Genomic DNA, 24214 nt, shown 5'->3' with positions numbered 1-24214 from the left:
CTGCCATGATGGCCCCGTGACGACACCCACCGACACCCGCATCACCCTCTCCCGCATCATGTCCCAGGCGGAGGCCAACCTCCTGGGCAATGTGCACGGCGGCAACATCATGAAGATCGTCGACGACACCGCCGGTGTCTCCGCCAACCGCTTCGCCGAGGGGCCGGCCGTGACCGCGGCGATGGACGAGATGGCCTTCCTCAACCCCGTGCGCGTCGGTGACGTGCTCCACGTGAGCGCGCAGGTCAACTGGGCCGGCACCTCGTCCATGGAGGTCGGCGTGCGGGCCGAGGTCGACCGCTGGGACGCCGTCACCGAGCGCGTCCACGTCGCGAGCGCCTACCTCGTCTTCGTCGCCGTCGATGCCGCAGGGGGGACCCGTCGCGTCCCCGAGCTGACCATCGAGACACCGGAGGAGCGGCGCCGCTTCCGTGAGGCGGAGATCCGGCGCGCCAACCGGCTGGCCCGGCGCGAGGCGATCGACCACAGCCGCCGTGAGAGCGACGAGGTGGGCGCATGAGCACCCGCGTCACACTGCTGGGCTCCACCGGGTCGATCGGGACCCAGGGCCTGCAGGTCATCGAGGCCCACCCGGACCGCTTCGAGGTGGAGGTGCTCTCGGGTGGCTCCAACATCGGGCTGCTCGCCGAGCAGGCCGCACGTCATCTCCCTTCGCTCGTGGCCGCTGCGACCGGTACCCGTGAGGACCTGACCGCTGCCATCGCCGCCGCGGCTGACGCGGCGGGGGTCATCGGCTACGCCCCCGAGGTGATCGTGGGGGAGGAGGCCGCGACCGAGGCCGCTGCCGCACCCACCGATGTCGTGCTCAACGGCATCACCGGCGCGATCGGGCTGCGACCCACGCTCGCTGCGCTGCGCTCCGGAGCGCGTCTGGCCCTGGCCAACAAGGAGTCCCTGATCATCGGCGGCCCGATCGTCAAGCAGGTCGCCGCGCCGGGCCAGATCGTGCCCGTCGACTCCGAGCACTCCGCGATCGCGCAGGCGCTGCGCTCCGGGCGCGCCGACGAGGTGCGCAAGCTCATCGTGACGGCGAGCGGTGGACCCTTCCGCGGGATGGACCGGGCCGCGCTGCGCGAGGTGACCCCGGCCGCGGCGCTCAAGCACCCCAACTTCGCGATGGGGCGCGTCATCACCACCAACAGCGCGACCCTGGTCAACAAGGGGCTGGAGCTGATCGAGGCGCACCTGCTCTTCGACGTGCCGATGGAGCGCATCGAGGCGGTCGTCCACCCGCAGCAGATCATCCACTCGATGGTCGAGTTCCACGACGGCGCGGTCATCGCCCAGCTCGGGCTGCCCACGATGCTCGCGCCCATCGCGCTCGGCCTGTCCTGGCCGGAGCGGCTGACCGATGTCGAGACGCCGGTGGACTGGACCCGGGCGCAGGACTGGCGTTTCGAGAGCCTGGACGACGAGGCCTTCCCGGCCGTGCGGCTGGCCCAACAGGTCGGCGCTGCGGGGGGTACGCACCCGGCGGTCTACAACGCCGCCAACGAGGTGGGGGTGGATGCCTTCCACGAGGGTGCCTGCCGGTTCACCGACATCGTCGACACGATCGCTGCGGTGCTGCAGCGGCATGACGACGCGCGCTTCGACGCGCACACGGTCGAAGGTGTGCTCGCGGCCGACGCGTGGGCGCGGGACGAAGCCGCAGCCATCCTCGTGGGCTGAGCGGGTCCTCCCTTCGGCGGAGGAAGCTGTCAGGTCCGCGTGACATCATCAGCGCATGCTTTATGTGCTGGGGATGCTGCTTGCCGTGCTCGGTATCGGTCTGTCGATCGCGCTGCACGAGATCGGTCACCTCGTCCCTGCCAAGAAGTTCGGCGTCCGGGTACCGCAGTACATGGTGGGCTTCGGGCCGACGATCTGGTCACGCCGCCGCGGCGAGACCGAGTACGGGATCAAGGCCATCCCGCTGGGTGGCTACATCCGGATGATCGGCATGTTCCCCCCGGCCAAGGACCAGGCCGAGGGGACGATGCGCAGCTCCAGCACCGGCCGGATGAGCCAGCTCGTCGAGGAGGCCCGCCAGCAGAGCCTCGAGGAGGTGCGGCCCGGGGACGACGGCCGGATGTTCTTCCAGCTGCCGATCTGGAAGCGGATCATCATCATGCTCGGCGGCCCGGTGATGAACCTGCTCATCGCGCTCGTCCTCTTCACCGGCATCTTCACCCTGCACGGGGTGGCCGTCACGACCCCGACGATCTCGTCGGTCAGCGAGTGCGTCGACATCAAGCAGCTGGGTCAGCAGACCGCGGACGAGTGCACCGATGAGATGCCCGTGGCCCCCGCCAATGCTGCGGGGCTGAAGCCCGGCGACACGATCACGGCGATCAACGGCACCCCCGTCGAGTCCTGGACGGATGTGCGCATGGCCATCCGCGCCAACCTTGACGAGCCGCTGACGATGAAGGTCGACCGCGACGGGGCGTCCACGACGCTCCAGGCCGACCCCATCGTGCTGAACATGCCCGTCTACGGCGACGACGGCCAGCCCGAGAAGGACGCCTCGGGAGCGATCCGCACCGAGCGGGCCGGGTTCCTCGGTGCCTCCGGCAGCGTCGAGCAGGAGAAGCAGCCGCTCACCGCGGTCCCCGCGCTCTTCGGCGGGTACGTCGGGGACACCTACGAGCTCCTCGTCAAGATCCCGCAAAAGCTCGTCGGTGTCTCGCAGGCGGCCTTCGGCAGCAGCGAGCGCGACCCCAACGGCCCGATGTCGGTCGTCGGTGTCGGCCGGATCGCGGGTGAGGTCGCCAGCTCCGACCTCTTCGGTGACACGAGTGACAAGGCGATCCTGCTGCTGAGCCTGCTGGGCTCGCTCAACCTCGTCCTCTTCGCCTTCAACACCGTCCCTCTCCTCCCGCTCGACGGCGGCCACGTCGCGGGTGCGCTCTGGGAGGGCGTCAAGAAGGGATGGGCCAGGCTGCGCGGCCTCCCGGACCCGGGGCCCGTCGACGTGGCCAAGGCGATGCCGCTGGCCTATGTCGTCGCGCTGGCCTTCATCGGCATGACCCTGCTGCTCGTCTACGCCGACATCGTCAAGCCGGTACGACTGACCTGACGGGTCCACAGCGGGCACTCAGACTCGACGACGCATAATGGATGGCATGAGCGTTTCCCTCGGTATGCCCAAGGCTCCGGCCCCGGTCCTCACCCCCCGTCGCCCCACTCGCCAGATCAAGGTCGGTTCGGTCGGTGTCGGGAGTGAGTCGCCGATCTCGGTGCAGTCGATGACGACGACGTTGACCTCCGACATCAACTCGACGCTGCAGCAGATCGCCGAGCTGACCGCCGCCGGCTGCGACATCGTGCGGGTGGCCTGCCCGAGCACCGATGACGCCGAGGCGCTTCCGGCGATCGCCAGCAAGTCCCAGATCCCGGTCATCGCCGACATCCACTTCCAGCCCAAGTACGTCTTCGCGGCCATCGAGGCCGGCTGCGCCGCCGTGCGCGTCAACCCGGGCAACATCCGCAAGTTCGACGATCAGGTCAAGGAGATCGCCAAGGCGGCCAAGGACCACGGGACCTCGATCCGGATCGGCGTCAACGCCGGCAGCCTCGACAAGCGCCTGCTCGAAAAGTACGGCAAGGCCACCCCTGAGGCCCTCGTCGAGTCCGCGGTGTGGGAGGCCAGCCTTTTCGAGGAGCACGGCTTCCACGACTTCAAGATCTCGGTCAAGCACAACGACCCGGTGGTCATGGTGCGTGCCTACGAGCTGCTGGCCGAGGCGGGGGACTGGCCGCTGCACCTCGGGGTCACCGAGGCCGGCCCCGCCTTCCAGGGCACGATCAAGTCCGCGACGGCCTTTGGGGCGCTCCTCTCCCGGGGCATCGGCGACACGATCCGCGTCTCGCTCTCGGCCCCGCCGGTCGAGGAGATCAAGGTCGGCCAGCAGATCCTGCAGAGCCTCGGGCTGCGCCCGCGCAAGCTCGAGATTGTCTCCTGCCCCAGCTGTGGTCGCGCCCAGGTCGACGTCTACAAGCTCGCCGAGGAGGTCACCGCCGGACTCGAGGGAATGACCGTCCCGCTGCGCGTCGCCGTCATGGGCTGCGTCGTCAACGGACCGGGCGAAGCCCGCGAGGCCGACCTCGGAGTCGCCTCCGGCAACGGCAAGGGCCAGATCTTCGTCAAGGGTGAGGTCATCAAGACCGTCCCCGAGAGCCAGATCGTCGAGACCCTCATCGAGGAGGCCATGCGCCTGGCCGAGGAGATGGGCGAGCCGATCGACGGTGAAGAGGCCGGCGCGACCGTCTCGGTCAGCTAGCACCTTCTACGCAACCTCCGGGTCCTGAGGAGGTTGCGCAGCAACCGTCTGTTGCGGAGATGAATCGCATCTCCTGCCCCGCACGCCCCCTCGGGCCGACCACGTGGACTATGGCGGGGAGGGGTTGGACGAAGGGGAGGTGCCGGGCGCTCCCTTCGCCCTGATCTCCTCGTGGGTCGACACCGCGAGGGCCCGTCAGGTCGAGCGGGGTGACGTCCCCGAGGCGCTGTCCTTCGCGGTCGCGACCGTGGACGAGCAGGGCCGGCCGGACGTGCGCACGGTCCTCATGCGTTTCCTCGACCCGGTGGGGCCGGGCTTCGTCACCAGTCTCGAGTCGGCGAAGAGCCGGCAGCTGGAGGCGACCCCCTTCGTCGCGGCGACGCTCACGTGGCCCGCGATGTTTCGCTCCATCCGCTTCCGAGGTCGCGCCGAACGGATCGACCCCGAGCAGCTCGACACCTACTTCGCCGACCGCCCGCGAGGCTCACAGCATGTCGTGCGCGCCCGGCGACCGCTCGGCGGAGGGCCCTGCGAGCAGCTCCATCGCGCGCTGTGAGTGCATCTCGGCGATGGGTTGGCGCCGCAGTGGGGCACCCGCTGCTCCGGCGTCTTGTGCTCGTAGCTCGTGTACCGCCGGGCGGTCCACGACTCGAGGGCGTGGCAGAAGATGTCCATGCCGGGCGCAGCCGTTCGTGGCTCGAATGGAGGATCGGAACCCGGCCGCCCCCTTCGCCACCCGCCGTGCGGCTGGCTCACTACTCTGGAGGGGTGCTGCGCACCCGCCAACCCACCCGACTCCTGGGCCCCGACGATGTCGATGCCGCCCTGGATCTGTGCGCGCGCGACCCCGCGGCCCATGTCTTCGTCGCCAGCCGCATCCTCGACGGTGGGCTGGGCTCCGGCTCCACGGCGGCCTACGGCTGGTTCGATGACGGTGAGCTCGAGGCCCTCGTGTGGACCTTGGCCAATGTCGTGCCGGTCGCGACGTCGACCGTCAGCTGGGCCGCGCTCGCCGCGCAGGTGCGCAAGGTGCGCCGCCGCTCCGCGTCCTTCCTCGGTCCGCGCGAGGAGGTGCACGGGTTGTGGCGGGCGGCCGGCAACGACTTCCCTGCGCCGCGGACCATCCGTGGTGAGCAGCCGCTGATGGCGTCACACACGCCACCCTCGCAGCTGGGCGTCCGGCTCGACCCGCGCGTGCGCCCGGCCACCCTCGACGAGGTCGACCTCGTCCTGCCCGCCGCGGAGCACATGTTCACCCAGGAGATCGGGTACCGCCCCTACACAGGCAGCCCTGCCTTCTACCGCGACTCGATCTGGCGGCTCGTGCGCGCCGGCCGCACCTATGTCGTCATCGAGGGCGGTCGGGTGATCTTCAAGGCCGATGTCGGGTCCGTGGCCCTCGGTACCTGTCAGATCCAGGGTGTGTGGCTCAGCCCGGAGCTGCGAGGGCAGGGCCTGGCTGCGTCGATGATGGCTGCCGCCCTCGAGCAGTCGATGATCGACCACGCACCCTTGGCCACGCTCTACGTCAACGACTTCAACGCGCCGGCCCTGGCGACCTATCGACGTATCGGCATGGAGCGGGTCGGGACCTTTTCGACGATCCTCTTCTGACCCCTGCCAAGCGGGTCAGAGGGTGAAGACGATCTTGCCCACGTGGTCGCCGTCGACCATCTGGGCAAACCCGTCGCGTGCGCGGTCCAGCGGCATCTCGGCGTGGACGAGCGGGCGGGTGCCGGTCGAGTGGAGCATCTGCACGAGGGAGTCGAGCTCGTCGCGCGTGCCCATCGTCGAGCCGATGACACTCAGCTGGAGAAAGAAGATGCGGGTCAGCTCGGCGTCGTCGGGCTTGGGGCCGCTCGTGGTGCCGGCGATGACGATCCGACCGCCGGGCCGCAGGGCACGGATGGAGTGCGTCCACGTCGCCTTGCCGACGGTCTCCATGACGGCGTCGACCTTGACCGGCAGACGCTCTCCCGAGCCGAAGACCTCGTGGGCGCCCAGCTCGAGAGCACGGGCGCGCTTGGCCTCGCTGCGCGAGGTGGCGTAGACCCGCAGCCCGGCTGCGCGAGCAAGCGTGATGAGCGCGGTCGAGACGCCGCCGCCGACACCCTGGACGAGCACGCTCTCGCCGGGGCGCATCGCTCCGCGGACGAAGAGCATCCGGTAGGCCGTGAGCCATGCCGTCGGGAGGCACGCGGCCTCGACCATGCTCAGGCCCTCGGGCTTGGGGACGAGGTTGCGACGGGGGACGACGACCGTGTCGGCGAAGGTGCCCTGGTAGCGCTCCGAGAGGAGGGAGCGACGCGGGTCGGTCGTCTCGTCGGCCCCCGTGAAGCCGGGGTCGTTGATGACGGCGTGGACGACGACCTCGTTGCCGTCCTCGTCGATGCCCGCGGCATCACAGCCGAGGATCATCGGGAGGGCATCGGCCGTGAGGCCCTGACCGCGCAGCGACCACACGTCGTGGTGGTTGAGGGCGGCAGCCTTGACGCTCACCGTGGCCCAGCCCTCCGGGGCGACCGGGTCGGGGCGCTCACCGACCACCAGTCCGGCCAGCGGGTCCTGCGGGTTGATGCTCTCGGCGTACACGGCGCGCATCGGTGCGCTCCTCTCGGTCGGGGTCACTCGCTCCCACTCTGCCAGTAGCCGTCGGGATAGCGTGGAGGCGACCGGTACCCCCGTCGTCAGGAGTCACCATGGGCACGATCGCCGACAATGTCATCGCCACGCTCCGGGCCAACGGAGTGACCCGCGCCTACGGGGTGCCCGGGGACTCGCTCAACGGCTTCACCGAGGCGATGCGCCGCGACGGGTCGATCGCCTGGCGGCTGGTCCGTCATGAGGAGTCGGGGGCCTTCGCAGCTGCGGCCGATGCCGAGCTGACCGGTGACCTGGCGGTCGTCCTCGGGAGCTGCGGCCCGGGCAACCTGCACCTCATCAACGGTCTCTTCGACGCCCAGCGCAGTCGCGTGCCGGTCCTGGCGATCGCCGCGCAGATCCCGAGCTCGGAGATCGGCAGCGGGTACTTCCAGGAGACCCACCCGCAAAACCTCTTCCAGGAGTGCAGCGTCTACTGCGAGATGGTCTCCGACCCCTCGCAGATGCCCCGGATGCTCGAGACGGCGATGCGCGCCGCCATCCAGGAGCGCGGTGTCGCGGTCCTCGTGGTCCCCGGCGAGGTGGCCCAGGCCGAGGCTGTCGACGAGCGGGTCACCGTCATCGAGCGGGCCCGCGCCCGCGTCGTCCCCGCAGCCGACCAGCTCGAGCGGGCGGCCGCGCTGCTCGGGTCCTCCAGGCGCACCACCCTGCTCGTCGGTGCCGGTGCCGCCGGAGCCAAGACCGAGGTCCTCGCGCTTGCCGGTCGCCTTGCGGCACCGGTGGTGCACACCCTTCGCTCCAAGCAGGAGATCGAGGGGGACAACCCCTTCGACGTCGGCCTCACCGGGCTGCTCGGCTTCGCGTCCGGGTACCGGGCGATGGAGGAGGCCGAGATCGTCCTCATGCTCGGCACCGACTTCCCGTACCGTCAGTTCTACCCAGAGGGTGCGAAGTTCATCCAGGTCGACCTGCGCGGTGAGCACCTGGGCCGACGGGTCCCGCTCGATCTCGGCCTCGTCGGTGACGTCGGCGACACCATCCGGGCGCTGCTCCCGCTCCTGCAGCCAGCGTCCGACCGCAAGCACCTCGAGGACTCGGTCAAGCACTACGCCAAGACGCGCGACAAGCTCGACGAGCTGGCCGAGGCGCCCAAGAAGGGGATCTTCACCAAGAAGGACCAGCCGATCCACCCCCAGTACCTCGCGCGCCTCGTCGACGAGATCGCCGCGGACGACGCGGTCTTCATCCCCGACGTCGGATCGCCGGTCGTCTACGCCGCCCGCTATCTGGAGTGCCGCGGCGATCGCCGACTCATCGGCTCCTTCATCCACGGCTCGATGGCCAATGCCATCCCGCAGGCCATCGGTGCGCAGCTGGCCCACCCCGACCGGCAGGTCGTCACGCTGAGCGGCGACGGCGGGCTTGCGATGCTCATGGGTGAGCTGCTCACCGTGCGCCAGCACGACCTGCCGATCAAGATCGTGGTGCTCAACAACTCCTCGCTCAACTTCGTCGAGCTGGAGATGAAGGCCGCCGGCCTGCCCGGCTTCGGCACCGATCTGCACAACCCCGACTTCTCGCAGGTCGCCGAGGCCTGCGGCATCAAGGGCTTCCGGGTGACCGAGGCTGCCGACCTCGAAGGGAGCCTGCGCGCGGCCTTCGCGCACGACGGCCCCGCCCTCGTCGACGTCATCACCGAGCGCCAGGAGCTGACGATCCCGCCGGCCATCTCGGCGGAACAGGTCAAGGGCTTCACGCTCTATGCGCTGCGCACCGTCATGTCCGGCCGCGGCGACGAGCTGCTCGACCTGTCGCGGGTCAACCTGCGACAGATCTTCTGACAAGGAGCCCCATGTCCCGACCTGACCTGCCCACCCTCGGCCTCGCCGGCATCTTCCTCGCCTCGGGCGTCATCCACCTCGTGCGCCCGCAGGTCTTCGAGCCGATCGTCCCGGCACCGCTGCGCCAGCACGACAGGACGCTCGTCAAGGCTTCCGGTGTCGCCGAGATCGCCTGTGCCACTGGACTGCTCGTCCCGGCCACTCGGCCGGTTGCCGGATGGGCGAGTGCCGCGCTGCTCGCTGGCGTCTTCCCCGCCAATGTCCAGATGAGCATCGACCACGGACGACGGGCGCAGCGCAAGCGCACTCCGCAGGCCGCCGGTGTCTTTGCCGGGACCCTCGCGAGGTTGCCCCTGCAGTGGCCCCTGCTGCGGGTCGCCCTCCGCGCCGCGCGCCGGGACTGAGGGAGATGGGCGTGCTGGAGTGGTCCCCGACGACGGAGGATGACCTCGACGCGCTCGTGCGTCTCGGCCAGGCCTGCCTCGAGCGTGACGGTGGGCTGCCGGACCTCGCCGACCGCGAGCACCTGCGGACGACCTTCGTCACCGACCTGGCGATCCGAGGACGTGATGAGCTGGGCGACGTCGTCGCGGCGGCAGCCATCGGCATCACCACCTCGGGCGGGCGCACGGCGACCGGGCTCGTCGACCCGAGCGCCATGGGGCAGGGGATCGGGCACGAGATCGCCGAGTGGGTCCTCGGGCACTCCATCGGCTCAGTGCGCTTCCTGCTGGACTCCGTGAGCCCGGAGGCAGAGTCCCTCTTTGCGGACCTGGGGCTCCACCGCGTCTTCGCGGAGACGGTGATGCGTCACACCCTGAAGCACATCCCCGTCGTGCGCCGGCCGGACGGCGTGGTCACCCTGCCCTTCACCGACGACACCTCCGAGGCCTTCCAGCACGCCTATGCGGCGTCCTTCGCCGACCAGCCCGGCTACGACAGCGGCACTGCTCGGGCCTGGGGGCGGTGGCTGCGGGAGCAGCGCGGCTTCCAGCCCGAGGACTCGCGGGTGGCGATGGACAACAGCGGCCACGTCGCGGGCTTCGTCACCGTGTCCGAGGGGTGGATCGAGGAGGTCGGTGTCGTGCCCGAGTGGCGGGGCAAGCGGCTGGGCGCGCACCTCGTGGCGCGCTCCCTGACCGCCCTGGAGCACGGTGGCGCCGATCACGCCTGGCTCGCGGTCGGCTGCGACAACCCCGCGCGTTCCCTCTACGAGCGCCTCGGCTTCCGCAGCCGCGGGACTCGCGGCCTCTACGAGCAGCCCACGCCGGGCGACGAGGGCTGACCCGTGAACGTGCGTGGGCGCCACCGACGCTGCGAGGATGTGGCAGCACGCCCAGCCAGCGCACCTCGCCCAGGAGCAACGATGACCACGCCCACTGTCACCACCACCCTCCCGGACGCCGTCATCGACGCCGTGAGGGGAGCCCGCCGGGTCCTCGTGCTCTCCGGCGCCGGGATGAGCGTGGAGTCCGGGGTGCCCACCTTCCGGGACGCGCAGAGCGGGCTGTGGGAGCAGTTCGACCCCAGCCAGCTGGCGACCATCGAGGCCTTCCAGATGGATCCCCCCTTCGTCTGGGCCTGGTACGCGTGGCGGATGCAGCTCGTGCGCGGGGTCGACCCCAACGCTGGCCACGTCGCGCTCGCGGAGCTGGCCGGGCTGCGCGATGTGACGATCTCGACGCAAAATGTCGACGACCTGCACGAGCGGGCCGGATCGAGCGTGGCGGCGCACCTGCACGGGTCGCTCTTCGACCCTCGGTGCAGCGAGTGCGACACCCCCTACGAGGGCGAGATCGAGCTGCCGCAGGAGCCGATCGAGCGTCTCGAGCCGCCCACCTGCCCCCAGTGCGAAGGGGACGTCCGTCCCGGTGTCGTGTGGTTCGGCGAGATGCTCCCCGACGAGGCGGTCGAGACCACAGAGTCGGCCGTCGACTCCCTCGAGACCGGCGATGTCGTCCTCGTCATCGGTACGTCAGGGCTGGTCTACCCGGCTGCGGGGTATCCGGCGATGGCGCGCGCCGAGGGCGCGACCGTCATCGAGATCAACCCGCACGAGAGCGAGGTCTCCGACATGTGCCACCACGTGGTGCGTGGGCCGGCTGCCGAGGTGCTGCCGCAGCTCGTGGCCGCGCTGGGCTGAGGGACGGGCCGCCTCAGACCTGTTGCACCGCGGGTTCGGGGAGCGGCTCGGGCTCGGGGAGTGCGGTCGGTCGATGACGTGAGGCCCACAGCACCCCGCCGACGACGAGCACCCCACCCGCCAGCTCGAGTGGCGCCGGGACCTCGCCGAGCATCGCCCAGGCGAGTGCGAGACCGGTGACCGGCACGAGCATGGAGAAGGGGGCGACCGTCCCCGACGGGTGCCGCGCCATGAGCCAGGTCCAGATCCCCGAGCCGACGACGGTCGCGAGGATCGTCGTGTAGGCCAGGCCCAGCCAGGCGGGGATCGCCGCTGTGGTCATCGAGTCGCCGAAGGCGCTGGCGATGCGGTCCGGCCCTTCGACGGCGAGAGAGAGCAGGAGCAGTGGGACGGGCGGGACCACCGTCATCCACATCGTCAGGTGCAGCGGCTTGGGTGCCGCCGCCCGGCGGGCGGCGAGGTTGCCGAAGGCCCAGCCCAGGCCCGCGAGCAGGGTCAGGACGAAGGGGAGGAGCCCCGCCTCCGCGGACAGTCGCTGGGACCCGACGATCGCCATGCCCAGGGCCGCGACGCCCACGCCCGTGGCGGCGCGGGCCGACAGGCGCTCGCCGAGGAGGACGGCTCCGAGGACGACGGTGAAGGGGGCCGAGCTCTGCAGCACGAGCGACGCGAGGCCGGTCGGCATGCCGATGTCCATCGCGAGGTAGAGGAAGGCGAACTGCAGGACGCCGAAGCCGATGCCGTAGCCGAGCAGCCACCGTGTCGGGACCTGCGGTCGCGGGACGAGGAGGATCGTCGGGATGGCCAGGAGCAGGAAGCGCAGCGCCGAGCAGAGGAAAGGAGGGAAGATCGCCAGCGAGGCGTGGATGGCGATGAAGTTGGCGCCCCAGAGGACGGCGACGACGACGGCGAGCAGGCGGTGACGGATGGGCACCCCTGATGGTGCGCTCCCACAACCATGCAGGACAAGCGATTCGTCATGACGTGATCCTTTAGGCTTCCTACATGGACATCCGGCACCTGGAACTGCTGCGGGACCTGCGGGAGCGCGGCAGCCTTGCCGCAGTCGCCGCGGCGACCCACCGCACTCCGTCGGCGCTGTCCCAGCAGCTGCGCACCGCACAGCGAGCGGCGGGTGTGCCTCTCGTCGAGCCCAGTGGTCGTGGGTTGCGGCTGACCGAGGCCGGCGAGCTGCTCGCCGACGGCGCCGACGACGTGACGGCCGCACTTGCACGTGTGGCCGCGCGGCTCGACGAGCACCGTGGGCGCCCCACCGGACGGGTGAGCATCGCCGGACTGCCCAGTGGGCTGACCGCCCTGCTGCCCGGCGCGCTGACCCTGCTCGCCGAGTCCGACGTCGAGATCGCCGTCGACGACCTCGACCTGGCCGAGCACGACTACGCGAGCGCGGCGGCCGACGCCGACATCGTCATCGCCCACTCCCTGACGAGTGAGGTGCCTGCCGGCGGCGAGGGCCTGCGCAGCACGGTCCTCACCAGGGAGCCGCTCGACGTGGCGCTGCCACCGAACCACCCGCTGGCCGGACGTGCCCAGCTGCGTCCGTGCGATGTCATCGCCGAGGACTGGATCAGCGTGCCCGAGCACTACCCCTTCGACACCGTGCTCCAGCGCATCGAGAGCGCCTGCGGGAGGGCGCTGCACCGGCGGCTGCGGATCCGCGACAACCACCTCGTCGCCGCGCTCGTCGCATCGGGCGAGGGCATCGCCCTGCTGCCGCGCTACACCACGCGCACGGCCGACGAGTTCGTGCTCGTGCCCCTGTCCGAGGTCCGCTCCGCCCGCTGGATCGTGGCACTGTCCCGACCCGACCGGGCCGAGCGCGCTGCAGTCCGTCTCGTGACCCGGCAGCTGGCTGCCGCGGGGGCAGCGCTCATGGGGGAGCGGATACGCTGAGGTGGCACACCCCTCACCGCCTCACCAGGAGCACCTTCCGTGGTCACACGCATGTCGTCCTTCTTCCTTCGCACCCTTCGCGAGGACCCGGCGGACGCCGAGCTGCCGGGCCACAAGCTCCTCGTGCGGGCCGGCTACGTCCGGCGGGCGGCTCCGGGCGTCTACACGTGGCTGCCGCTGGGGCTGAAGGTCCTGCGCAAGGTCGAGGCGATCGTGCGTGAGGAGATGGAGGCCATCGGCGGGCAGGAGCTCTCCTTCCCGGCGCTGCTGCCCAAGGAGCCCTACGAGGCCACCAACCGCTGGACCGAGTACGGCGACAACCTCTTCCGCCTGACCGACCGCAAGGGCACGCAGATGCTCCTCGGCCCGACGCACGAGGAGATGTTCTGCCTCGCGGTCAAGGACATGTACACGTCCTACAAGGACCTGCCGCTGACGCTCTTCCAGATCCAGAACAAGTACCGCGACGAGGCCCGGCCGCGTGCCGGTGTGCTGCGCGGGCGCGAGTTCATCATGAAGGACAGCTACTCCTTCGACATCAACCAGGCCGGACTGCAGAAGGCGTACGACGCGCACCGCGACGCCTACATCAAGATCTTCGACCGGCTCGGCTTCGAGTACGTCATCGTCCACGCCGACTCCGGCGCGATGGGTGGCAGCGCGAGCGAGGAGTTCCTCGCCGTCAGCCCCAACGGTGAGGACACCTTCGTGCGGGACGCCTCCGGTTACGCCGCCAATGTCGAGGCCGTCGAGGTGCCTCAGGCGCCGCCCGTCGAGGTGACCGCCGGCCCCGCGCACGTCGAGGACACGCCCGACACCCCCACCATCGACACGCTCGTGGCCGCGCTCAACGCCAACCACCCGCGCACCGACGGACGCGAGTGGACTGCTGCGGACACGCTGAAGAATGTCATCGTCATGCTGGTCCACCCCGCCGACGAGGAGCACGACGGGCCGTGGCGCGAGCCGCTGGCCATCGGCGTCCCCGGCGACCGCGAGGTCGACGCCAAGCGGCTCGAGGCGCAGGTGGCACCGGCCGAGGTCGAGGCCTTCGAGGAGGCGGACTTCGCCAAGCACCCGACCCTGGCCAAGGGGTACATCGGCCCCGGCGTCCTCGGCTCGGAGCGGGCCAGCACGATCCGGTACCTGCTCGACCCGAGCATCGCCGAGGGCAGTGCTTGGGTCACCGGCGCCGACGAGCACGGCAAGCACGTCATCGACCTGGTCCACGGTCGTGACTTCACCGCTGACGGCACCATCCAGGCCGCCGAGATCCGCGAGGGCGACCCGAGCCCCCAGGGCGAGGGCACATTGACCCTGGCGCGCGGCGTCGAGATGGGCCACATCTTCCAGCTCGGCACCAAGTACGCCGAGGCCCTGGGTCTGAAGGTCCTCGACGAGAACGGCAAGCTCGTCACCGTCACGATGGGCTCCTACGGCATCGGCGTCACGCGCGCCGTCGGCGTCATCGCGGAGGACAACCACGACGAGCAGGGCCTGATCTGGCCGCGCGCGCTCGCCCCCTTCGACGTGCACGTCGTCGCCGCGGGCAAGAGCGAGGAGATCTTCGGGGCGGCCGAGGACCTGTCCGCCCAGCTCGAGGCGAAGGGCGTCGCCGTCCTCTACGACGACCGCGCCGGCAAGGTGAGCCCGGGCGTGAAGTTCAAGGACGCCGAGATCATCGGCATCCCGACGATCCTCGTCGTCGGCAAGGGCCTGGCCGACGGCGTCGTCGAGATCAAGGACCGTCGCACCGGTGAGCGTCGTGAGGTCCCCGTGGCGGAGGCCGTCGAGGCCCTGCTGGGTGAGGTGCGGGGCCAGGCGTGAGTGCCGACGAGATGCGTCACCCCCTGTCGGTCCACGAGCGTCCGCCGGCCGGTCCGGTGCAGGCCGTCGTCTTCGACTGGGGCGGGACGCTCACGCCGTGGCACGCGATCGACCTCGGACAGCAGTGGCGCGTCTTCGCCAGGGAGATCCACGGCATCCCGATCGAGTCCGACGAGGTGCCGCAGGAGGACCTCGATCGCGCGCAGGAGCTGGCTGACCGGATCCTCGCCGTGGAGGACCGCGCCTGGCAGCGCGGTCGGGCAGACGACCGCTCGAGCGCGCACCTCGACGAGATCCTGCGGGAGGCCGGTCTCGATCCGCGCGAGGATCGTCACCATGTGGCACTGGCCGCGTACCGCCGCTTTTGGGAGCCGCACACGCGCACCGATCCGCAGGTGCGTTCCCTGTGGGAGGGGCTGCGCGAGCGCGGGCTCAAGATCGGCGTGCTGTCCAACACGATCTGGAGCGGCGACTACCACCGCGAGATCTTCGAGCGGGACGGCGTGCTCGACCTCATCGACGGCGACGTCTACTCCTCGGAGATCGGCGTGGTCAAGCCGCACCGAGAGGCCTTCGAGGCGGTCGCCACCCGGCTCGGGGTGCCTGTGGCCAATGCCGTCTATGTCGGTGACCGCCTCTTCGAGGACGTGCTCGGCTCGCAGGAGGTCGGGATGCGCGCCATCTGGGTGCCGCACAGCGACATCCCGGCGGACCAGCAGGTCACGGTCGACGTCGAGCCCGACGGGGTGGCGACGCAGCTGCTCGACGTGCTCGACCTCGTCGACGGATGGCTCGAGGTCTGAGCCGACCTCAGGAGCGCTGATCGCGCCGGCGGCGCCACCAGCCCACCGCGTCGGTGCACCACAGGGCCCAGAGCACGAGGACGGGTTGGAAGAGCAGTCGCACCGCCCTGCTCGTGTCGCTCGTCAGACCGAAGGCGTCACGGTGCTCGGTGAACTGCGCGATGTTGCCCGGGAAGACGGCGATGAAGAGGAGCGCGACAATGCCCCCGACGGTCGCCCGGTGCGGCTGACGCCAGGCGAGCAGCAGCGCTGCCCCGCAGCAGATCTCGACGACCCCTGAGACGAGCACGACGAGGTCCACGTCCATGGGGATCCACGGGGGCACCTGGGCCCTGAAGTCGGTCCTGGCAAAGGTCAGGTGGGCGGTTCCGGCGAGGACGAGGAAGGTACCCAGCAGGACCTGCAGGGCGGCGCGCAGTGACGAGGGCATGCCTCACGCTCCCACGGCGGTACGCACGACGGCGACGACGAGCCAGCTCGCCGCGGCGAGCATGACGACACATGTGGCGACCCAGACCGGGCCGGGGATGCCCGTCGCCCTGGCCAGGACACCCGGGTCGCTCCCGGGATCGACCCGATGCAACATCGACCCGAGGTGACGCCAGGCGCCGACGAGCAGCAGGACTCCGGCCCCGATGAGCAGCCACGCCTGAAGCGTGTCGTCGCCCCACCACCACAGGGACGCGGTGCCGGCGATGACCGCGAGCACGACGAGCCCGGTGAGCGCCGAGCGCACCCTGGTCAGGGCCGCGAGGAGCCCGACGCTGAGCACGGCAAGGGCCGGGGCCGACCAGCCGGACGTCGCGAGCCAGACGAGACCGGCGCCCAGGATGCCCGGAGCCGGGTAGCCCGCCCAGGTCGTCGCGATGACCCCGGCTCCGCGCGCCGGCCCGACGGTCACGGCATGGCCGGACATGTCGGAGCGCAGGACGAATCCGGTGAACCGCCGGCCGCACAGCATCCCGACGACAGCGTGACCGAGCTCGTGGACGAGCGTCACGGCCAGCCGCAGGACCCGCCAGGCCGGCCACCAGGTCGCGGCGACACCGGCGAGCACGAGCACCGCGACGAGCGTCCAGCCGGTGAGGTCTGGTGCCGTGGTCGCGGGTGCGAGGCGGTCGATGATCTGGTCCACGCAGGTGACCGTAGGTGGTCAACCTGTCAGCACGTGCAGGCAGGCGTGAGATTCTGGGCGGATGACGCACGTGCTCCTCCTCGGCGGAACCGCTGAGGCCCGTGACCTCGCTGCCCACCTCGAGGCGAAGGGAGTGCCCTTCACCTCCTCGTTGGCCGGCCGGGTCTCCCGCCCTCGGCTGCCGGTGGGGCCGGTGCGCATCGGTGGCTTCGGGGGAGCCGAGGGGTTGACGCGGTGGCTGCGCGAGCACCACGTCAGCGCGGTCGTGGACGCGACGCATCCCTTTGCCGCGACGATGGGCAGCCATGCGGCACAAGCGTGCTCGTCGCTCGGTGTGCCCTTGCTGCGCCTGGCGCGGCCCGGGTGGGGGACCCACCCTGATGCGGCGTCCTGGACCTGGGTCGGCGGCCACGTGGCCGCGCGGGAGGCGGCGGACGACGTGGGGGGGACTCCCTTCGTCACGACGGGACGTCAGACCCTGCACCACCACGTCGACGCATGGGCCGACCGGTCGGTCGTCGTGCGACTCGTCGAGCCGCCGGAGATGCCGCTGCCGGCCGCGTGGACCGTGCTGCGGTCGCGCGGCCCCTTCGACATCGCCGGTGAGGAGGCCCTGATGCGCGAGCACGGGGTGTCGGTCCTGCTGACCAAGGACTCGGGCGGTCGCTACACGCAGGCCAAGCTCGACGCGGCCCGCCGCCTGGGTGTGCCGGTCGTCGTCGTGTCGAGGCCGGAGCGGGCTGCAGGGGTCGCGACGGCGGCGGACGCCGTGGCGGCAGCCACCTGGGTGACCTCGCTCAGCGCGGTGCGGCCCTGACGGCATGGCGCGCGCCCACGACCGCGACCAGCGTGATGATCCCCACCCGGCGAGCGAGCTCGACGGTCCGGGGGAGATCGACTGCAGTCGGAGCCGGTCCCGCTCCCATGACGACACGGTCCTCGACGCCACTGGCGTAGACGGTCCTGCCGCCGAGCCGGATCCCGAGGGCGGCGGCAAAGCCCGCCTCGACCGGGCCCGCGTTGGGGCTCGGATGGTCCCGGCCGTCACGCAGCGCGGTGCGCACGACCTCACGAGCACGCAGGGGGCTGGCCACCGCGGTCACGAGCACCGTCACCCGAGCGGGGAGCCAACCAAGGGCATCGTCGAACCTCGCTGCGACCCAACCGAACCGGGCATACCGCGGCGTGCGGTGACCGTGCATCGCGTCGAGCGTGTTGGCAGCCCGGTGCAGGACCACACCGAGCGGGCCGAGGAGGGCGCCCCACACGAGGGTGCCGACGACGGCGTCGGAGGTGTTTTCCGCGACCGACTCGATCGCGGCTCGAGCGACCTCGTCCGGGTCCAGGTCATCGGTGACGCGGCCGACGAGGTTGCGCACCCGCCGTCGCGCACCGGGCAGGTCGCCGGCCACGAGCAGGCCGTGGACTGCCCTGCCCTCGCGCCCCAGGCTCGTGCCCCCGAGAGCAGCCCAGGTGAGCGCCGCCGTGGCGCCCGCGCGGCCAGCCGGTGGCAGGCGGCTCGTCGCCAGCCCGAGCGCGACGACGGGCGTGAGGACGACCGTCTCGGTGACGACGCCAGCGGCACGTGAGTCACGGTGCGTGCGCTGCTCGACCCACGCGGCCCACTGGCCGAAGAGCGCCACCGGGTGACCACGCCGAGGGTCCCCGACGAGCTCGTCGGCGATCCACCCGAGCACCAGGCCGACCGCGATGGGGTCGAGCCGAGCGATGGAGCCTCGTTGGACGCTCACGCCCCACCCTTGATGGTCAGCACCTGCCCGGCGACGACGAGGTCGACCCGATCGGCGGAGGCCGCCAGACGCTGGTTGAGCCAGCCGAGGCGATCGGTGAAGATCCGCCCGGACCGGTGCTCCGACACCACGCCCCACCCGACCTCGTTGGTCACGGCGACGACGTGGTCCGTGGCGAGCCAGGCAGCCTCGAGGTCGGTGACGCGCTCGTCGAGGGCTGCGGTCCAGTGCGACTCGGGGGCCTCCCACGCCTCCATCTCGTCGAGCTGCGCGGTCAGCCAGGTGCCGAGGCAGTCGAGCAGGACCGGACCCTCGGCATCCCACAGGGCGCTCGCGGCGTCCGTGCTCTCGACCGTGCGCCACGATGCAGGGCGGCGGGACCGGTGCGCGTCGACCCGTGCCCTCCAGTCCGCGTCATCGCTCTGCGGCCCCGTGGCCAGGTAGGTGACGGTGGCGTCGGGTGACACGTGCGGTGGCAGGAGGAGGGCCTCCGCGTGGCGGGACTTGCCCGAGCGGACGCCGCCGGTGACGAGGTGCCGCATGGTCACCAGGCCACCGTGAGCAGGACGAGGACGACCGTGAGGGCGACTTCGACGCCCGCGCCGATGACATCACCGTTGACCCCGCCGATGACACGAGCGGCCTTGTCCCGCACCCGGACCGCCGCAAGCATGGCGATCGGCGCAGCCAGTGCGGTGACGAGGAGCATGCGGGTCGTCAGCCACAGGGGAGTGGACGAGTCGCCAAGGGCGTCAGGGCGCAGCACGACGACCATGGGGGAGACGGCAGCCACGAGCACCGCGGCGACGACGAGGGTGAGCAGCGCAGCCGCAGCGAAGGGGATGGTCCCGACGAAGGCGGCCCCAAGACGCGATCCAGCGGCGGTGCGCTGCCCGCGACCGCAGACGACCGCGGCCGCTGCGCGTGAGGCGATGACCGCGGCCCCGACGAGGAGGGCACCACGCCACCCGGAGCCGAGAAGCGCGGTGATGGCACCCACCTGGACGAGCAGCACGAGGACGAGCGCGACCGCGCCCATCGGGCCGACATCGCCCCGGCGCATGACCTCGAGAGGGTCCTTGCCCAGCCCCGCACCGAGCCCGTCCACCGTGTCGGCGAGGCCGTCGAGGTGCATGGCCCGTGAGCCGTGGGCCAGGACCGCGAGCGCAGCGCCGGCGGCGACGAGGGGAGGGACACCGAGCTCGACGCTCGCACTGATGAGGGTGACCTGCAGAGCGAGCGGCAGGACGGCCACGGGCGCGAGGAGCAGTGCCGACCGGGCGGTCTGCGGGGTGACGCTGACCGGCCCGCTCGTGCGCCGGGTGAAGGTACCCGTCGCCAGCCGCATGCCCTCGCCGAGGCTCATGACGAGGTGACCTCGAGCGCGTCGACGACGTCACCGACGACGGTGATGGCCGGGGGAGCGAAGCCCCCCGCGTCGGCGGTGGCGGCGATGTCGGAGAGGGCGGCGCGCACCGTGCGCTGCTGCGGGCTGGCACCGTCGGCGATGCATGCGGCGGGGGTGTCGGCGGGCAAGCCGGCCGCGATGAGTGCCTCGGCGATCGACCCGAGGGTCGCGACCCCCATGAGGATGACGATCGTGAGGCGCGAGGTGGCCAGCGCCGCCCAGTCGACCTCGCTGCGCGGGTCGGCGGGAGCGACGTGCCCGGAGACGACCGCGACGCCTTGGGACAGGCCGCGGTGGGTGACGGGGATGCCGGCGAGCGCGGGGACGGAGAAGGCGGAGGAGACGCCCGGCACGATGTCGACGGGGATCCCGGCGGCGGTGCAGTGCTGCCACTCCTCGCCACCCCGACCGAAGAGGTACCCGTCGCCGCCCTTGAGCCGCACGACGACCTTGCCGGCGCGGGCGTGCTCGACGAGCAGCTCGTTGATCCGCTCCTGGGGGGTGAACTCGCCGCGCGGGATCTTGCCGACGTGGATGACCTCGGCCTGCGGAGCGTGCTCGGCGATCGCGGCGAGGGGGGCGAGACGGTCGGTGACGACGACATCGGCGGCGATCAGGGCGTCACGGCCGGCGACGGTGAGCAGACCGGGGTCGCCGGGGCCTCCGCCGACGAGCAGGACTCGTCCGGTGGACGTGGGGGTGGCGTCGGTCATGCGGTCCTCCGGTGGAGCAGGTGGGTCAGCTCTCGCAGCAGCCCGTCGATGGTGTGTGGGTCACGGACGGCGATCCTCACCCACGTGGGGTCGAGCCCGGGGAAAGTATCTCCCCTGCGGACCGCCCAACCCGATTCGCGCAGTGCGGTGTGCACACCGTCACCCACCTGCGCCAGGACGAAGGGGGCGTCGCTGCCCCCTGTCGGGATGGCCAGGGCTCGCAGCCCTGAGGTCAGGTGGGTCCGCCACGCGGCGAGCTCGTCGGCGGCTCGCTCGGCCTCTGCCAAGGCGTGCGGGGCGGCGGTCTCGATCATGACGCGCAGCGCGAGCGAGCCGACCGACCAGTGCGGTTGGTGCGCCGCGAGCATGGCCACCAGGTCGGGGTCGCCGGCGAGGTAGCCGGCGCGGATGCCGGCCACGGCCCAGGTCTTGGTGAGCGAGCGCACGACGAGCACGCCGGTGAGGTCGCCGGGCAGGAGCGACTCGCGCTCGCCGGGTACCGCGTCGATGAAGGCCTCGTCGACGAGCACGACCCGCCCGGGTCGCACGAGTGAGCGGATCGCTTCGGCCGGGTGGAGCACACCCGTCGGGTTGGTCGGGTTGCCGATGACGACGAGGTCCGCGTCGCCGATCCGCTCGATCGCGGCGCTCGTGAGGGCGAAGCCGTCTTCCGGTCGCAGCAGCATCCGCCGGACGTCGTGGCCGGCGGCCCGCAGCGCGGCCTCCGGCTCCGTGAACTGTGGGTGCACGACCACCGCATCCCGAGGTGTCAGCGCCCGGGCCAGCAGCGTGAAGGCCTCAGCCCCACCACTCGTCGGCAGCACCTGCTCGCGCGACAGTCCATGACGAGCAGCCAGCGCATCGCGAGCCCCCGTCGCGTCGGGGTACGCAGCGACCGAGCTCAGCTCGTCAGCGAGGGCGGAGGCCAGCCAGACGGGCGGCTGCGTGAGCCGCACGTTGACCGCGAGATCGACGAGATCGCCCGACACCTCGACATCCCCATGGTGACGAAGGGGGTCCGCGACCTCGTCCGGCAAGGACGCGGACCGGGTACGGGTAGCACCTGGGGCCACACCTCCCGATCCTCGTCCGCTCCAGCCACGCGGGTCTTCCGCACGCCAGCCACGCGGGTCCTGCCTCTGCGGGACTTCCCAGGTGGCGGCGGCTTCGACGAAGGCGGCGGTCACCGCAGGCGAGCCGGCCCAGTGGGTGTGCAGGTAGGACGCGACGAGGGTCGCGCGACCGGTGCCGGCGGGGTCGAGCGCGAAGCCTTCGGTGCGACCGTCCAGGTCCCAGGCGGCGGGGGCGCCGGCAGAGGGGGCGGTGGTGGTCCGGTGGAACTCGTGACCCGTGACCCGGGTGCCTGCCGGGCCGAGGACCGAGTCCACGAGCGAGGTCGCCTCGCGGTAGCCCAGGGTGAGGCGACGTCCCATCGCGGTGCGCGCCGGGAGCGCGCCGACCATCGGGTGGTCGTCGAGCGTCGCGGCGAGGTAGAGCATCCCGGCGCACTCGGCGACGGTCGGCATCCCGTCCGCGATCGCGGCCCGGATCTGGTGCACGAGAGGGCGGTTGGTCGCCAGCGTGCGGGCATGCACCTCGGGGAAGCCGCCGCCGAGGTAGAGGCCCTGGATGCCGTCCGGCAGGGTGGCGTCGCACGCTGGGTCGAGCTCGACGACCTGCGCACCCGCAGCCTCCAGGAGCTCGACCGTCTCGGGGTAGCGGAAGGTGAAGGCCCGCCCGCCGGCGACGGCGATGACGGGGGACTCCCTTCGAGACGCTTGCTGCGCAAACTCCTCAGGGAGCGTGAGGGCCGTGGTCGGGTCCCACGGCTCGGTGTCGAGCGCGGGTGCCGTCGCGGCGGCGGCGAGGAAGGCGTCGAGGTCGAGGTGCTCCTCGGCGACGGCGGCGATGTGGTCGAGGGTCGCGGCGGCCTCCCCGCGCTCCGCCGCAGGGACGAGCCCGAGGTGACGTGAGGGCACGTGCATGGCGGCATCGCGCGGGAGGACACCCCACACCGGCACGCCGACGGACTCGACCGCGCGGCGGGCCTCGTCGCCGTGGCGTGGGGTGCCGGCCTTGTTGAGCACGACGCCGACGACGTCGAGGGCGGGGTCGATGGTCGCCAGGCCGTGGACGGTCGCGGCCACCGTGCGCGAGGTCGAGCTGATGTCGACGACGAGCACGACGGGCGTGCGGGTCAGGGCGGCGACGTGCGCGCTGGAGGCGAAGCCATCGGTCCCGAGTCGCCCGTCCATCAGGCCCATGACGCCCTCGAGGACCGCGATGTCCGCCACCGTCGGGTATGTGGCGCCGCGCAGGAGGAGGGGGGCGACCCTCCCTTCGCCGACGAGCCACGGGTCCAGGGTGCGGCTGGGTCGCCCGGTCGCCAGGGCGTGGTAGCCGGGGTCGATGTAGTCGGGGCCGACCTTCGCCGGTGCGACGGTGAGTCCTCGGCGGGACAGCGCCGCCATGATCCCCACCGCGATCGTCGTCTTGCCGTGCCCCGATGCGGGTGCCGCGACGAGCACCCGGGGGAGAGTCACCACTCGATGCCCTTCTGGCCCTTTTGCCCCTGGTCGAAGGGGTGCTTGATCTTGGTCATCTCGGTCGCGACATCGGCGATCTCGAGCAGGCGCGGGTGCGGGTCGCGACCGGTGATGATCACGTGCTGGTAGCCGGGGCGGTGGGTGAGCGTGTCGATGACGTCGTCGAGCTCGACCCAGCCCCACTTCATGACATAGGTGAACTCGTCGAGCACGTAGACGGTGTGCGTCTCGGCGGCCAGACGACGCTTGATCTCGGCCCAGCCCTCACGGGCGTCGGCAGCGTGGTCCTCCTCGCTGCCGGGCTTGCGCGACCACGACCAGCCGGAACCCATCTTGTGCCACTCGACGGGGCCCCCTTCGCCGGTCTCCTCGTGGACGCGGCCGAGGGTCTTGTAGACCTCCTCCTCGCCGATGCGCCACTTGGCGGACTTGACGAACTGGAAGACACCGATCGCCCAGCCCTGGTTCCAGCCGCGCAGGGCCAAGCCGAAGGCTGCGGTCGACTTGCCCTTGCCGGTGCCTCCGTGGACGACGACGAGCGGTCGGTTGCGGCGCAGCCGCGTGGTGAGCCCGTCCTTGGGGGTGACGGGGGTCTGTCCCTGTGCCATCAGGCGGCGCTCCTGCGTGAGGTGGTGCGGTCGGTGACGATCTCGACGAGGCCGCTCGCGGCGACCTGCTCGAGGGCGATGTGCTCGGCGCCCATCCGGTGGGCGAGGTCGGCTGCCAGTCCCATGCGGAAGCGGCCGGACTCGCAGTCGACGACGACGGTGTCCGCGGTGTGCCCCCAGGCGTCCGCGATGCGCTGGGCGCGGGCGAGCGCGTCGTCGCCGGCGGTGGCCCGACCGTCGGTGACGATGATGACGAGAGCGCGTTGGTTGCGGTCCCGGATGCGTTCTCTCGCAACGACTCTGGCGACCTCCGTGAGGCCCTCCGCCAGTGGCGTCCGGCCGCCGTGCGGCAGCTCGGCGAGGCGTGCTGCGGCTGCGTCCACCGACGAGGTGGGCGGGAGGGCGACCTCGGCCCCGGTGCCACGGAATGTCACGAGGCCCACCCGGTCGCGCCGCTGGTAGGCGTCCAGGAGCAGCGAGAGCACGGCGGTCTTGACCTCGCCCATCCGCTTGCGGGCAGCCATCGAGCCGGACGCATCGACGGCGAGCAGCACGAGGTTGGCCTCGCGGCCGCGGGTGATCGCGTGCCGCAGGTCGTCGCCGGTCACGCGGGCGGGCCCGGTGCGGCCTGCGCGGCG

25 protein-coding genes are annotated in these 24214 nt (G+C 71.5%); 14 read left to right on the top strand and 11 right to left on the bottom strand.

Annotated elements, in window-relative coordinates:
* Nucleotides 1-16: 16 nt before the first annotated feature.
* From JLI01S_RS08170 to JLI01S_RS08145, 6 genes are all read left to right on the top strand, one after another.
* Complete coding sequence (locus JLI01S_RS08170; protein ID WP_218005483.1) at nt 17-520, top strand: acyl-CoA thioesterase; 504 nt, start codon at nt 17-19, stop codon at nt 518-520.
* On the top strand, nt 517-1692 hold the full coding sequence (dxr, locus tag JLI01S_RS08165; RefSeq protein ID WP_068262874.1) for a 1-deoxy-D-xylulose-5-phosphate reductoisomerase: 1176 nt from the start codon (nt 517-519) through the stop codon (nt 1690-1692). Before JLI01S_RS08170 ends, dxr begins: the two co-directional genes overlap by 4 nt.
* A 55-nt stretch (nt 1693-1747) precedes the next feature.
* Nucleotides 1748-3082 (top strand): M50 family metallopeptidase, encoded by a 1335-nt coding sequence (locus JLI01S_RS08160; protein ID WP_068262870.1) that lies wholly within the window; start codon nt 1748-1750, stop codon nt 3080-3082.
* 46 nt (nt 3083-3128) lie between these two features.
* Entirely contained in the window at nt 3129-4286 is a 1158-nt protein-coding gene (gene ispG / locus JLI01S_RS08155; protein WP_068263022.1) for a flavodoxin-dependent (E)-4-hydroxy-3-methylbut-2-enyl-diphosphate synthase, read from the top strand.
* Between the two features lie 103 nt (nt 4287-4389).
* On the top strand, nt 4390-4842 hold the full coding sequence (locus JLI01S_RS08150; protein WP_245634564.1) for a pyridoxamine 5'-phosphate oxidase family protein: 453 nt from the start codon (nt 4390-4392) through the stop codon (nt 4840-4842).
* A gap of 212 nt (nt 4843-5054) precedes the next feature.
* Nucleotides 5055-5900 carry a GNAT family N-acetyltransferase gene (locus JLI01S_RS08145; protein ID WP_068262866.1) on the top strand — a complete coding sequence of 282 codons (846 nt, stop codon included), beginning with the start codon at nt 5055-5057 and terminating at the stop codon, nt 5898-5900.
* A 15-nt stretch (nt 5901-5915) separates the two neighbouring features.
* Here JLI01S_RS08145 and JLI01S_RS08140 read toward each other — a convergent pair whose 3' ends face one another.
* Nucleotides 5916-6887: a zinc-binding dehydrogenase gene (locus tag JLI01S_RS08140; RefSeq protein ID WP_068262864.1), complete on the bottom strand. Its 972-nt coding sequence runs from the start codon at nt 6885-6887 to the stop codon at nt 5916-5918.
* A 98-nt stretch (nt 6888-6985) separates the two neighbouring features.
* Here JLI01S_RS08140 and poxB point away from each other — a divergent pair, with 98 nt between their 5' ends.
* The 4 genes from poxB to JLI01S_RS08120 all read left to right on the top strand — a co-directional run bounded on the left by poxB (nt 6986) and on the right by JLI01S_RS08120 (nt 10871).
* Complete coding sequence (gene poxB / locus JLI01S_RS08135) at nt 6986-8728, top strand: ubiquinone-dependent pyruvate dehydrogenase (RefSeq protein ID WP_068262862.1); 1743 nt, start codon at nt 6986-6988, stop codon at nt 8726-8728.
* Nucleotides 8729-8739: 11 nt separating this feature from the next.
* Nucleotides 8740-9132: a DoxX family protein gene (locus JLI01S_RS08130; RefSeq protein WP_068262860.1), complete on the top strand. Its 393-nt coding sequence runs from the start codon at nt 8740-8742 to the stop codon at nt 9130-9132.
* 11 nt (nt 9133-9143) lie between these two features.
* Nucleotides 9144-10013 carry a GNAT family N-acetyltransferase gene (locus JLI01S_RS08125; RefSeq protein ID WP_169797305.1) on the top strand — a complete coding sequence of 290 codons (870 nt, stop codon included), beginning with the start codon at nt 9144-9146 and terminating at the stop codon, nt 10011-10013.
* Between the two features lie 81 nt (nt 10014-10094).
* Entirely contained in the window at nt 10095-10871 is a 777-nt protein-coding gene (locus JLI01S_RS08120; protein WP_068262854.1) for an SIR2 family NAD-dependent protein deacylase, read from the top strand.
* Between the two features lie 13 nt (nt 10872-10884).
* On the opposite strand, the gene JLI01S_RS08115 is transcribed toward JLI01S_RS08120, so the two are convergent.
* Nucleotides 10885-11805, bottom strand: a complete 921-nt coding sequence (locus JLI01S_RS08115; RefSeq protein ID WP_068262852.1) for an EamA family transporter — start codon at nt 11803-11805, stop codon at nt 10885-10887.
* A gap of 71 nt (nt 11806-11876) precedes the next feature.
* Here JLI01S_RS08115 and JLI01S_RS08110 point away from each other — a divergent pair, with 71 nt between their 5' ends.
* Genes JLI01S_RS08110 through JLI01S_RS08100 form a run of 3 tightly spaced genes read left to right on the top strand, consistent with a single transcriptional unit; the run spans nt 11877 to nt 15415 of the window.
* Nucleotides 11877-12785, top strand: a complete 909-nt coding sequence (locus JLI01S_RS08110; RefSeq protein WP_068262845.1) for a LysR family transcriptional regulator — start codon at nt 11877-11879, stop codon at nt 12783-12785.
* A gap of 39 nt (nt 12786-12824) precedes the next feature.
* The gene (locus JLI01S_RS08105; RefSeq protein ID WP_218005482.1) at nt 12825-14612 is read left to right on the top strand and encodes a proline--tRNA ligase; all 1788 of its coding nucleotides are present in this window, start codon (nt 12825-12827) and stop codon (nt 14610-14612) included.
* Nucleotides 14609-15415, top strand: coding sequence for an HAD family hydrolase (locus JLI01S_RS08100; protein ID WP_084349293.1), 807 nt, complete (start codon nt 14609-14611; stop codon nt 15413-15415). The genes JLI01S_RS08105 and JLI01S_RS08100 overlap by 4 nt, the downstream gene beginning before the upstream one ends.
* A gap of 7 nt (nt 15416-15422) precedes the next feature.
* Here the strand turns inward: JLI01S_RS08100 and JLI01S_RS16930 are convergent, their stop codons facing one another.
* Nucleotides 15423-15845, bottom strand: a complete 423-nt coding sequence (locus JLI01S_RS16930) for a DoxX family protein (protein ID WP_068262842.1) — start codon at nt 15843-15845, stop codon at nt 15423-15425.
* A 3-nt stretch (nt 15846-15848) separates the two neighbouring features.
* Nucleotides 15849-16550: a M50 family metallopeptidase gene (locus JLI01S_RS16925; RefSeq protein ID WP_157074875.1), complete on the bottom strand. Its 702-nt coding sequence runs from the start codon at nt 16548-16550 to the stop codon at nt 15849-15851.
* 61 nt (nt 16551-16611) lie between these two features.
* Between JLI01S_RS16925 and JLI01S_RS08085 the strand changes: the two genes are divergently transcribed.
* Nucleotides 16612-17367, top strand: a complete 756-nt coding sequence (locus tag JLI01S_RS08085) for a cobalt-precorrin-6A reductase (protein WP_068262839.1) — start codon at nt 16612-16614, stop codon at nt 17365-17367.
* Here the strand turns inward: JLI01S_RS08085 and cbiB are convergent.
* The 7 genes from cbiB to JLI01S_RS08050 all read right to left on the bottom strand — a co-directional run.
* A complete protein-coding gene (gene cbiB, locus JLI01S_RS08080) occupies nt 17348-18301 on the bottom strand; it encodes an adenosylcobinamide-phosphate synthase CbiB (protein ID WP_245634563.1) in 954 nt (317 codons plus the stop codon). The two genes, JLI01S_RS08085 and cbiB, sit on opposite strands and share 20 nt — an antisense overlap.
* Entirely contained in the window at nt 18298-18843 is a 546-nt protein-coding gene (locus JLI01S_RS08075; protein WP_068262836.1) for a bifunctional adenosylcobinamide kinase/adenosylcobinamide-phosphate guanylyltransferase, read from the bottom strand. Before JLI01S_RS08075 ends, cbiB begins: the two co-directional genes overlap by 4 nt.
* A 2-nt stretch (nt 18844-18845) precedes the next feature.
* Nucleotides 18846-19667 carry an adenosylcobinamide-GDP ribazoletransferase gene (locus tag JLI01S_RS08070; protein ID WP_068262832.1) on the bottom strand — a complete coding sequence of 274 codons (822 nt, stop codon included), beginning with the start codon at nt 19665-19667 and terminating at the stop codon, nt 18846-18848.
* Nucleotides 19664-20422, bottom strand: coding sequence for a uroporphyrinogen-III C-methyltransferase (gene cobA, locus JLI01S_RS08065; RefSeq protein ID WP_068262829.1), 759 nt, complete (start codon nt 20420-20422; stop codon nt 19664-19666). Before cobA ends, JLI01S_RS08070 begins: the two co-directional genes overlap by 4 nt.
* Entirely contained in the window at nt 20419-22968 is a 2550-nt protein-coding gene (cobBC, locus tag JLI01S_RS08060) for a bifunctional hydrogenobyrinic acid a,c-diamide synthase/histidinol phosphate aminotransferase CobBC (RefSeq protein ID WP_174521311.1), read from the bottom strand. Before cobBC ends, cobA begins: the two co-directional genes overlap by 4 nt.
* Nucleotides 22962-23576 carry a cob(I)yrinic acid a,c-diamide adenosyltransferase gene (gene cobO / locus JLI01S_RS08055; RefSeq protein WP_068262823.1) on the bottom strand — a complete coding sequence of 205 codons (615 nt, stop codon included), beginning with the start codon at nt 23574-23576 and terminating at the stop codon, nt 22962-22964. Before cobO ends, cobBC begins: the two co-directional genes overlap by 7 nt.
* A partial coding sequence (locus JLI01S_RS08050) for a vWA domain-containing protein (RefSeq protein WP_157074874.1) occupies nt 23576-24214 on the bottom strand: 639 nt, incomplete at its 5' end. The genes cobO and JLI01S_RS08050, both read right to left, overlap by 1 nt.

Source organism: Janibacter limosus NBRC 16128, assembly GCF_001570985.1.
Lineage (GTDB): Bacteria > Actinomycetota > Actinomycetes > Actinomycetales > Dermatophilaceae > Janibacter > Janibacter limosus.
This window is presented reverse-complemented; position numbering and strand designations above follow the sequence as displayed.

What these genes read in the sequence shown, in the direction of transcription:
- dxr (WP_068262874.1), top strand. Translation starts at nt 517, where the DNA reads ATGAGCACCCGCGTCACACTGCTGGGCTCCACCGGGTCGATCGGGACC.
- JLI01S_RS08160 (WP_068262870.1), top strand. Translation starts at nt 1,748, where the DNA reads ATGCTTTATGTGCTGGGGATGCTGCTTGCCGTGCTCGGTATCGGTCTG.
- ispG (WP_068263022.1), top strand. Translation starts at nt 3,129, where the DNA reads ATGAGCGTTTCCCTCGGTATGCCCAAGGCTCCGGCCCCGGTCCTCACC.
- JLI01S_RS08140 (WP_068262864.1), bottom strand. Translation starts at nt 6,887, where the DNA reads ATGCGCGCCGTGTACGCCGAGAGCATCAACCCGCAGGACCCGCTGGCC.
- poxB (WP_068262862.1), top strand. Translation starts at nt 6,986, where the DNA reads ATGGGCACGATCGCCGACAATGTCATCGCCACGCTCCGGGCCAACGGA.
- JLI01S_RS08130 (WP_068262860.1), top strand. Translation starts at nt 8,740, where the DNA reads ATGTCCCGACCTGACCTGCCCACCCTCGGCCTCGCCGGCATCTTCCTC.
- JLI01S_RS08120 (WP_068262854.1), top strand. Translation starts at nt 10,095, where the DNA reads ATGACCACGCCCACTGTCACCACCACCCTCCCGGACGCCGTCATCGAC.
- JLI01S_RS08110 (WP_068262845.1), top strand. Translation starts at nt 11,877, where the DNA reads ATGGACATCCGGCACCTGGAACTGCTGCGGGACCTGCGGGAGCGCGGC.
- JLI01S_RS16930 (WP_068262842.1), bottom strand. Translation starts at nt 15,845, where the DNA reads ATGCCCTCGTCACTGCGCGCCGCCCTGCAGGTCCTGCTGGGTACCTTC.
- JLI01S_RS08085 (WP_068262839.1), top strand. Translation starts at nt 16,612, where the DNA reads ATGACGCACGTGCTCCTCCTCGGCGGAACCGCTGAGGCCCGTGACCTC.
- JLI01S_RS08075 (WP_068262836.1), bottom strand. Translation starts at nt 18,843, where the DNA reads ATGCGGCACCTCGTCACCGGCGGCGTCCGCTCGGGCAAGTCCCGCCAC.
- JLI01S_RS08070 (WP_068262832.1), bottom strand. Translation starts at nt 19,667, where the DNA reads ATGAGCCTCGGCGAGGGCATGCGGCTGGCGACGGGTACCTTCACCCGG.
- cobA (WP_068262829.1), bottom strand. Translation starts at nt 20,422, where the DNA reads ATGACCGACGCCACCCCCACGTCCACCGGACGAGTCCTGCTCGTCGGC.
- cobO (WP_068262823.1), bottom strand. Translation starts at nt 23,576, where the DNA reads ATGGCACAGGGACAGACCCCCGTCACCCCCAAGGACGGGCTCACCACG.